This window comes from Mesorhizobium sp. P3_A9 (genome assembly GCF_056402975.1).
On sequence record NZ_JBFUGJ010000256.1, the window covers coordinates 1 to 8727 of the forward strand.

Consider the following 8727-nt stretch of genomic DNA (forward strand, 5'->3'; position numbering starts at 1 on the left):
CGGTGTTTTCGCCAGGCTGGTTCCACCAGGGCGCCATAAAGCCGGACTTCAACAATGTCGATATCCGCACCACACAGGAACTCACCTATGAGGGCTATGTCACTTCAGACCTGAACCCCACCGAAATGTTCCTCGGACGTGAGCTCGAATTCAATGCAATGACCAAATATTTCTACACCGACCGAACGCTGCCCAAAAAGCGGCTGTCCGGCCCGGAAATGGTCGAGATCAACGGTCTCTACCGCGTCATCGGCCACGACGAGCAGGCGGTATTGATGCGATGGTTGACGATAGCCTGTCTGGTTGTCGTCGGGCTTTGTCTTGGATTGGCGTTGCTTCTGCAAATCGGCCGAACCCGGCAGCTCCCGGCAGGCTGATCTATGCGGGATTGGGGGCCGGCGTGCTGGCAAGCCCGTTCCGTGCGGCTAACGAGCCGCTTGCTGTTTCTGTTACTACGAATGCCCCACCATGTGTTCGACAAGGCGATGTGCCTCTTCGGCGACCGCCAATATTGTGCCTGACTTGCGTGTGGAGGCAAAATCCAAACCGGCGAAGTAGATGCCTGGCCGTGGGGCCACGCCATCCGCATGGATGGGCTGTCCCGCCGGGTCGAGTACTCCGGGGAGACGTACCCAACTAAAATCGCCGCGAAAGCCGGTGCACCACACCACGGTTGTGATGCCGGACCCGGCAACATCGAGTGAACCGATAGTCGGGTTGGGCAGAGACGCCACGACAGTCTCCGCCGGATCGGGTTCCGCAACAGGGGCATCGATTCCGGAACGGCTGATATACTCGTCGATATGGCGTTTGACGTTGGCGGAGGCTTCATCCGCAAAGCGAACATGCGCTTCGAGATCGTCGGCGAACGAGAGACGACGACCATCCTCGACACCTGTGAGACGCCCGAGCAGCACGATACCTTTGGCGCCAAGCGCTTGCAGGCTTATCGTGTGTTCTGCCCCGAGCACACCCCGGGGCGGAATGCGTTTCGCAACTTGTATGATCTCCTCTCGACGCACGTCGAGAAACCCGCTTTCGACGAGCCAGATCATGATGTCGCGACCCCGGTAGCGCCGTGGCAGCCGTCCGACCTGGCCGGAGGCAAGGAAGACTGTTCGCCCTGCTTCCGCCAAGTCCTCCGCGATCTGACAGCCCGACTGGCCGCTTCCGACAACCAACACCGCTCCGTCGGCGAGACCGGCGGCGTTGCGGTAATCAGAAGCGTCGATCTGGCATAGGCTGGGCGTCAACGAAGCGGCCCAAACCGGGCGCACCGGACAATTCAGGTGACCACTTGCGATCACCACGTTCCGTGCCCGAACTGTGCCGCGCGAGGTGGTTAGCCGATACTCGCCCTTCTCGTGCCCGTCGGCCAGTTCGGTCACCACTGTCTCTGGTTCGACGGGCAGTTCGTTCCGCTTGGCGAAGTCCTCAAGGAGAGCGACGAACTGGTTGCGTGTTAGGGCGCCGAACGGATCTGAACCATCATAACGGTCGCCCGGCATGACGGTCTGCACGTTCGGCGTATTCATCCGGAACGAATCCCACCGTTGTGTAAGCCAGGTCTCTCCGATGCGACCCCGCTCCAACACGCTATGGCTTAGGCCTCGCTGTGCCAACGAATGGCTGACGCCCAGACCGGCCCAGCCGGCTCCGACGACCACCGCGTCAAGGACGTTGGCGTTGCTCGTCATTTGCCGCAGGCCCCGACGCCGGCGCCATTGTAGCGTTTGGAGGCGGGCGCTTTGCGCGGTGACCGCGCCGTCTTCGCCAGCGGCCCACCATCGAGATGGCGGTCAATGCCGCCTGAACCTAGCAACACGATCCGCATAGTCCCCTCCGGTAGGAGGGAAGATAACATCTCCGTCGCCTCGCGCCACGATCAAAATCCCGCAAAGGCGTGGCGGCTTCGGGGCAGCGGCATGCGTGAAAACAGAGGCGTCTAAGCCTCAGACTTACTCTTTCGCCGCCTCTGCCGCCTTGAGGTCCAGCAGCCCATAGCCGAAATCATTGTCGCGCCCTTTGGGGCCGAGATCCTTCGCCGTTGCCGCCAAGGCTTTCTCGATGTCGTCGGCCGAGCGGCCGGGCGAAGCATGGATGAGATTGGCGATGGCGCCGGATACGATCGCCGCGGCGAACGAGGTGCCGGTCACGACGTCAGAGCCGGGGCCGCTTGGCGCGACCATCTCGACGCCCGGCGCCGAAATGAAGACATAGGCGCCACGATTGGCCTGCGGCATCAGCCCATCCTTGGCGTCGGTGGCGGTCACCGCGATCACGCCGTCGAAGGCGGCCGGATAGCCATAGGGCGCCTTCGGGCCGTTATTGCCGGCAGCGGCCACCAGCACCATGCCGAGTGCCCGTGCATTGCGGCAGGCGGCGCCGAGCAAATCGTTCTTCGGCCCGACGAAGCTCATATTGATGATGCTGACATTCTGCTCCGCGGCCCAGTCGAGCGCCGACAGGATGACATCCATGGTCGACTTGCCTCCCTCGAAGGCGCGGGCGTGATAAATCCTGGCGCCCGGCGCCATGCCCTCCAGCGCGCCGACGCCGGCGATCAGCCCGTCGATCGAAGTGCCATGGTCGCGCTTTTCGATCGGCACGTCCGGCATGGCGTCGAACTGCGCGGCGATGACGCCGGCCAGCGCCGGGTTGGTGTCGTCGATGCCGGTATCGATGACGGCGACACGAACGTTTTCGCCGCTGGCCTGTTTGGCATCGAGCGCGATGCGATCGAAGGCATAGTTGACGATGCCGGCCGCCTGCTGCAGCGAATAGATGTGGTTGGGCTCGCGCCGCTGCGTGCGGCCATCGGCGGCAAGCTGCGCCAGCACGACGCCGACGGGGCGGCCGTCGGGAATGCCGAAGCGCACCAGCGTGGTGCCAAGCAGCCGGGACTGGCGCTGCGAGCGCACCTCGAGGCCGAAGGAGGCGGCGATCTGCTGCACGGCGCCGGCATCGCCATCAACGGTCACCAGCACCTCGTCGGGCACGAAATCACCGGTCACGGCGCGCGGCGGTTGAACGGCGATGAGATCGGTCGGCGAGACGATCGCGCCGCCGGCTGGCGGGCTGACCTGGTTGTTGCCGGGCGGCGGAGTCGGTTCCGGTCGTGGCGTCGGCACCGGTGCCGGGGGCGCGACCGGATTGGGGAAGAGGTCGACGATCAAAGCGGGAAGAAAGACGGCGCCGGCCTGGGCAGGCCCAGCACCGCCGGCCTTGTCGTTGGCGCCGCTGCCGTCCTTGGCGCAGTCGGCGCCAGCAGCGTTGGTGCCGTTGCGGCAGTCGATTTTCGTCTGGTCGCCATTGGCGGCGTTGGTCTGCGCCGACGCGGGCACGGCGGCGATTGTCATCGCCACTGCCAGGATCGCCGCAAATCGAAGGGCCGCCTCAGCCGCCATCAACCGGTTTCCTTCCCTCGATCACAGTCTCAGCGAAAGGCTGGGCGGCAATAAGGCCGAGCTGCTTGGTATAGTCGGCTGCGTTGGCGGCAGGGATGGCAAGCCGGAACACGCCGTCGGCGGTCGGTCCGCCGATGATTTTCAGCCCGTTGCTGCCGAGGAATGCAGAAATATCCGACATCTTCGCATCCGGTTTGAACTTGACCAGCGCGAACGGCAGTTTCGCCAGGTCGTCTTCCGCGYCGGCGATCTCGAAATCCTTGCCCTTGCCGCCGGGTTGCACCAAAGACTGCACCGCAATCAGCGCCAGCAGGACCGCGGCCGCCGCCCAGGCGACGCCGACCGGCACCGCCATGAAGCGGCCCCAGGCCTGCGCCAGCCAGGATGAGCCTGCCGGCTTGCGCGCAGGTCCGACCTCGGCGTCGAGCGCCTTGGCGAAGCGGCTGAGTGCATCGGCGGGCGGGCGGACTGCTTCATTGGCGGCCGATGTGCCGGAGAACTCGGCCTCGGCCTCGCCAAGGGCTGCCATTGCCGCCGGATCGGTCGCCAGCCATTCCTCGACGGCTTCGAGATCGGAGCCTTCCAGCGAGCCGTTCAGATAGAACGGCAGCAGCGTTTCCATTTCGTCGCGGCGCGACATTTTTTCAGCGGCGCTCATGGCCACCCCCTGTCGTAACCGGCGGCCTTGAGGGCCTCGCCGAGTTTCTTGCGGGCGTAGAACATCCGGGTCTTGACGGTCGCGACCGGGATGCCGAGCACCTCGCCGATCTCCGTCACCGACTGTCCGTGATAATAGGCAAGGTCGATCACCGTGCGGTGCTCTTCGGGCAAGGCGTCGATGAAGCGGCGCAAGGCGGCGGCCTTGTCCTCTTTCATCGTGACGACCTCCGGCGTATCGGCACCGTCGGGCACCGCGGCGGCGGCCTCGTCGTCGATCCAGTCTTCCTTTTTCTTGCGCAGCAGCGACAGCGCCTTGAACCGGGCGATGCCGAGCAGCCATGTCGAGACTTCGGAGCGTCCTTCGAAGCCCGGCGCCTGCCGCCACAGTTCGAGGAACACCTCGTTCGCGATATCGTCAGCCATCATTTCCGATCCCGTCTGGCGCGCCACGAAGCGGTAGACCCGCGCGTGGTGGCGCATGAACAGGAGCCGCACGGCGGCACGGTCGCCCTTCGCGACCCGGTCGACAAGCGCGCGATCGGTCTCCGTCGCTGCCGTCATGGCCGGTCGAGCCGCCTGGCTCCTGTCTGTTCTGTCGCTGATCGGTCCAAAAAGGTTCATCCTCCGCCAAGGAATTTTGGGAGGCTAACCGAAGAGCGCGGAGGTTGCCAGTGGCAGGGTCTTCCCTTCTCCCACAAGGGAAGAAGGGAAGGTCGCGCTCAGCTTAGGAAAGACTTCGCCTTCATCGTCGCCGGAATAGCCACGCCGAGCCGGCTCAGCACCGTCGGCGCCAGCTGCAACTGGTCGAGCAGCGTGTCGCCCTCCGGTCCCTTGCCGGGGCCGAAATAATACAGTGCGAAATCCTGCATCTCGTCATCATGGCCGCCATGGTGGCCGCGGTCGGTCTGGCCGTGATCGGCGGTGACCATCACCTCGTAGCCGGCTTCGATCCAGCTCGGCAGGAAAGCCGCCAGCATGCCGTCCATCGCATAGACGGCATGGTCCATCTCGTGACAGTCGTGGCCGAAGCGATGGCCCATCGAGTCCAGCGTGCAGGTGTGCAAGATGCCGTAGTCGATGCCGTGGCGTTTGGTCAGCATGGTCAGCGTCGCGAACAGGTCGACATCGCTCGGCGTCATCTGGTTGCGCAAATTGTAGCCGGTCATGGTGTGGAAGCGACCGTGCGTGATCGGCCCGCTTGGCTCGTCATATTCCATGTCCTCGACCAGGTCGAAGGGGTAGGAGCGGAAGAATTCCGACCAGTAGGAATGGGTGACCGCACCCGTCTTGCCGCCGGCCTTGCTGACTTCCGAAAATATATCCGGCTGGGTCACGCGGAAGCGGTTCTCGTTGGAGAGGATGCCGTGCACCTGCGGCGACACGCCGGTGTGGATCGAGGCATAGCAGCAGGCCGAGGTCGACGGCAGCACCGAGCGCATCTTCCAGACCCGTGCTTCGCCCGATTGCACCCAGCCCTCGAGATTGCCCATCAGCCGGCGCCAGTTCCGGTAGGGCACGCCATCGAGGATGATCAGCAGAAGCTTGGATTCGAGCGCCATGGGCTGCTCCATGATGTCTGGCAGTTGAAACGGGAACGCCGCATGCCGTTTCGGGCACACGGCGTTCTTACACGTGAATCACACAGGCAGGGTTCGACTAAGCGTTGAGCCAGCACTCGGCCAGCGCGTAGCCATCCATCATCTCGCCGATCGGGCTCTTGGCAAAGCCGCCGATCTTGTTGGTGGCGGCCGMGTCGATGAACTGGTTGAAGAATGGCACGATCAGGCCACCTTCGTCGCGCATCAGCACCGCCATGTCGTGGTAGATCGCCTTGCGCTTGGCCTGGTCGAGTTCGCCGCGCGCCGCAAGCAGCATCTTGTCGAATTCCGGCCGCTTGAAGCGGGTGTCGTTCCAGTCGGCGGTCGAGACGTAGCCGGTGGAATACATCTGGTCCTGCGTGGCGCGGCCGCCCCAGTAGGAGAGCGAGAAGGGCTTTTTGTTCCAGACTTCCGACCAGTAGCCGTCGCCCGGTTCGCGCTTGATCTCGATCTTGATGCCGGCCTTGGCGGCGCTCTGCTGGTAGAGCTGGGCGGCGTCGACGGCGCCGGGGAAGGCAACGTCGGAGGTGCGCAACAGAATGGAGCCGCTGTGGCCCGACTTCTTGTAGAGAGCCGCCGCCTTGTCCGGATCGAATTTGCGCTGTTCGATGTCGGTCGAAAACAGCGGGTAGGCTTCGTTGATCGGGAAGTCGTTGCCGACCGAGCCATAGCCACGCAGGATCTTCTCCAGCATCTCCTCGCGGTCCATGGCGAGCTTCAGCGCCATGCGCAGGTCGTTGCTGTCGAAGGGGGCGGTGTCGCAGAACATGTTGAACGGGTAATAGCCCTTGCCCGACACGTTCTCGATGGTGACGCCGGGGATGCGCTTGACCAGGTCGACAACCTTGGGCTCGACGCGGTTGATCATGTGCACCTGGCCGCCTTGCAGGGCTGCCAGTCGCGCCGTCGCGTCATTGATGACGACGATCTCGACCTGGTCGGCATGGCCCATCTTGTCGCCCTGCCAGTAATTGGCGAAGCGCTCGCCGCCATGGCGCACGCCCGGCTGGTTGACGGTGACCTTGTAGGGGCCGGCACTGATGCCGGCATTCGGGTTGTCCTTGCCGCCATTCGGCTGAATGACGAGGTGGTAGTCGGCCATCAGATAGGGGAAATCGGCGTCGGCATCGCCGAGCGTGACGATGACTTCCTTGCCGCTCGCCTTGACGCCCTTGATGTTCTTGAGAATGCCGAGCGCGCCGGATTTGGACTTTTCGTCGGCATGGCGCTCGATTGTGGCGGCGATGTCTTCGGCGGCAACGGTCTTGCCATTGTGGAACTCGATGCCGTCACGCACCTTGATCGTCCAGGTCTTGGCGTCCTTGGACGCGCCGATCTCCTGCGCGATCATATTGGTCAGGCTGTTGTCGGGCATCAGCCGGACCAGATATTCGCCCCACTGCTTGCCGAAGCTGTAGGTGACCTGGCTGAGGTTCAGTGCCGGGTCGAGGCTGTTGGTCGATTCACCGCCTTGCAGGCCGGCCTTGATGATGCCGCCCTTGACCGGCGTCTGTGCGAAGGCTTTCCCGGCCAGCGTCGTTGCCAGCGCCGCCGACACACCCAGTGCCGCCGTACGGCCAAGGAAGTCGCGGCGCGATATCCGGCCCTGGCCGGCGAGATCAGCGAGATGGTCGAGTTCAGTCTTCATGTCCTACCCCTTGTTGAAAACAACGTCACGAGCAGCGCCCGTCCGCAAGGACGTGTGGCGCTTTCGTGTTGCATCTGGATGACGGCAGCCGCCCCAGGCTAACGGCTCGGGTTATTCCTTGTCTGACGCAATTCCGGACGGTTCACACCTTTCCTGGAATTGGCTCAGTTCCCCGCGCTGGCCATACGCCGCCCCTTGATCGCCTTTTCCAGCCAGCCGATTTCCATCTCCGGGACCGATGACAGGAGAAGGTCGGTGTAGTCATCGAAGGGGGGCGTCAGCACCTTGCTTTTCGCGCCATAGCGCACCACCTCGCCGCGATACATCACCGCGATCGAATCGGCGATCGATTTCACCGTCGCCAGATCGTGGGTGATGAACAGATAGGCGACATTCTCCTCCTTCTGCAGCTCGAGCAGCAGCTTCAGGATGCCGTGCGCCACCAAGGGGTCGAGCGCCGAGGTCACCTCGTCGCAAATGATCAGCTTGGGTTTTGCCGCGAGCGAGCGGGCGATGCAGACGCGCTGCTTCTGGCCGCCGGAAAGCTCGGCCGGATAGCGGTCGGAAAAGCCCTTGCCCATCTCGATCTTGTCGAGCAGTTCGGCGACGCGTTTGTCGCGCTCCTTGCCGCGTATGCCGAAATAGAATTCGAGCGGCCGGCCGATGATGGTGCCGACGGTCTGGCGTGGGTTCATCGCCACGTCGGCCATCTGGTAGATCATCTGCAACTGCCGCAGATCTTCTTTCGGCCGGTCGGCAAGCTTGTTGGCCAGTGGACGGCCGTCAAAGGTGACGGTGCCTTCTTCCGGCGGCAGCAAACCTGTGATGGCGCGCGCCAGCGTCGACTTGCCGGAGCCGGACTCGCCGACGACGGCCAGCGTCTGGCCCGGAAAAATGTCGACCGAGACGTTCTTCAACACCTTGATGTGGCTGCGGCCGTAGGCGGCGGTGACGTTTTTGACCGACAGGAACGGCGTCGTGCCGGGCTTTTGCTCGGCATGTTCGATCTCGTGCACCGAGACCAGCGCGTTGGTGTATTCCTGGCGCGGTTCCTTGATGATCTGGCGGGTGCCACCCCATTCGACCAGCCTTCCGTGCCGCAGCACCATGATCTCATCGGAGACCTGGGCGACGACGGCAAGGTCGTGGGTGATGTAGAGCGCCGCCACATGTGTGTCGCGGATGGCGTCTTTGATCGCCGCCAGCACGTCGATCTGCGTCGTCACGTCGAGCGCCGTGGTCGGCTCGTCGAAGACGATCAGGTCCGGCTCGGAGCACAGCGCCATCGCCGTCATCACGCGCTGCAGCTGGCCGCCCGAGACCTGGTGTGGGAAGCGTTCGCCGATGGTTTCGGGATTGGGCAGGCTGAGCTTCTTGAACAGCGCGACGGCGCGTTTCTCGGCCTCCGCCCGTG

The 8727-nt window shown here is 63.8% G+C and carries 8 protein-coding genes; 1 reads left to right on the top strand and 7 read right to left on the bottom strand.

What is annotated here, in order from left to right:
• Positions 1 to 377, top strand: a 377-nt coding sequence (locus AC1DX0_RS25970; protein WP_477357319.1) for a hypothetical protein, incomplete at its 5' end; no start/stop codon positions are given.
• Positions 378 to 452: 75 nt separating this feature from the next.
• Here the strand turns inward: AC1DX0_RS25970 and AC1DX0_RS25975 are convergent.
• The 7 genes from AC1DX0_RS25975 to AC1DX0_RS26005 all read right to left on the bottom strand — a co-directional run.
• Positions 453 to 1697, bottom strand: coding sequence for a flavin-containing monooxygenase (locus tag AC1DX0_RS25975; RefSeq protein ID WP_477218587.1), 1245 nt, complete (start codon positions 1695 to 1697; stop codon positions 453 to 455).
• Between the two features lie 261 nt (positions 1698 to 1958).
• Positions 1959 to 3407 carry a S8 family serine peptidase gene (locus AC1DX0_RS25980; RefSeq protein WP_477218586.1) on the bottom strand — a complete coding sequence of 483 codons (1449 nt, stop codon included), beginning with the start codon at positions 3405 to 3407 and terminating at the stop codon, positions 1959 to 1961.
• A complete protein-coding gene (locus AC1DX0_RS25985; protein ID WP_477357321.1) occupies positions 3397 to 4065 on the bottom strand; it encodes an anti-sigma factor in 669 nt (222 codons plus the stop codon). Before AC1DX0_RS25985 ends, AC1DX0_RS25980 begins: the two co-directional genes overlap by 11 nt.
• Positions 4062 to 4628 carry a sigma-70 family RNA polymerase sigma factor gene (locus tag AC1DX0_RS25990; protein ID WP_027040618.1) on the bottom strand — a complete coding sequence of 189 codons (567 nt, stop codon included), beginning with the start codon at positions 4626 to 4628 and terminating at the stop codon, positions 4062 to 4064. Before AC1DX0_RS25990 ends, AC1DX0_RS25985 begins: the two co-directional genes overlap by 4 nt.
• A gap of 158 nt (positions 4629 to 4786) precedes the next feature.
• A complete protein-coding gene (locus AC1DX0_RS25995; RefSeq protein ID WP_477218584.1) occupies positions 4787 to 5626 on the bottom strand; it encodes an alkaline phosphatase family protein in 840 nt (279 codons plus the stop codon).
• A gap of 97 nt (positions 5627 to 5723) precedes the next feature.
• Entirely contained in the window at positions 5724 to 7313 is a 1590-nt protein-coding gene (locus tag AC1DX0_RS26000) for an ABC transporter substrate-binding protein (protein WP_477357323.1), read from the bottom strand.
• 164 nt (positions 7314 to 7477) lie between these two features.
• Positions 7478 to 8727: ABC transporter ATP-binding protein (locus AC1DX0_RS26005; protein ID WP_477357325.1), on the bottom strand; the 1250-nt coding region annotated here is incomplete at its 5' end.

Excerpts from the sequence above, each read along its gene's own strand:
- AC1DX0_RS25980 (WP_477218586.1), bottom strand. The coding sequence starts at position 3,407 with ATGGCGGCTGAGGCGGCCCTTCGATTTGCGGCGATCCTGGCAGTGGCG.
- AC1DX0_RS25975 (WP_477218587.1), bottom strand. The coding sequence starts at position 1,697 with ATGACGAGCAACGCCAACGTCCTTGACGCGGTGGTCGTCGGAGCCGGC.
- AC1DX0_RS25990 (WP_027040618.1), bottom strand. The coding sequence starts at position 4,628 with ATGACGGCAGCGACGGAGACCGATCGCGCGCTTGTCGACCGGGTCGCG.
- AC1DX0_RS25995 (WP_477218584.1), bottom strand. The coding sequence starts at position 5,626 with ATGGCGCTCGAATCCAAGCTTCTGCTGATCATCCTCGATGGCGTGCCC.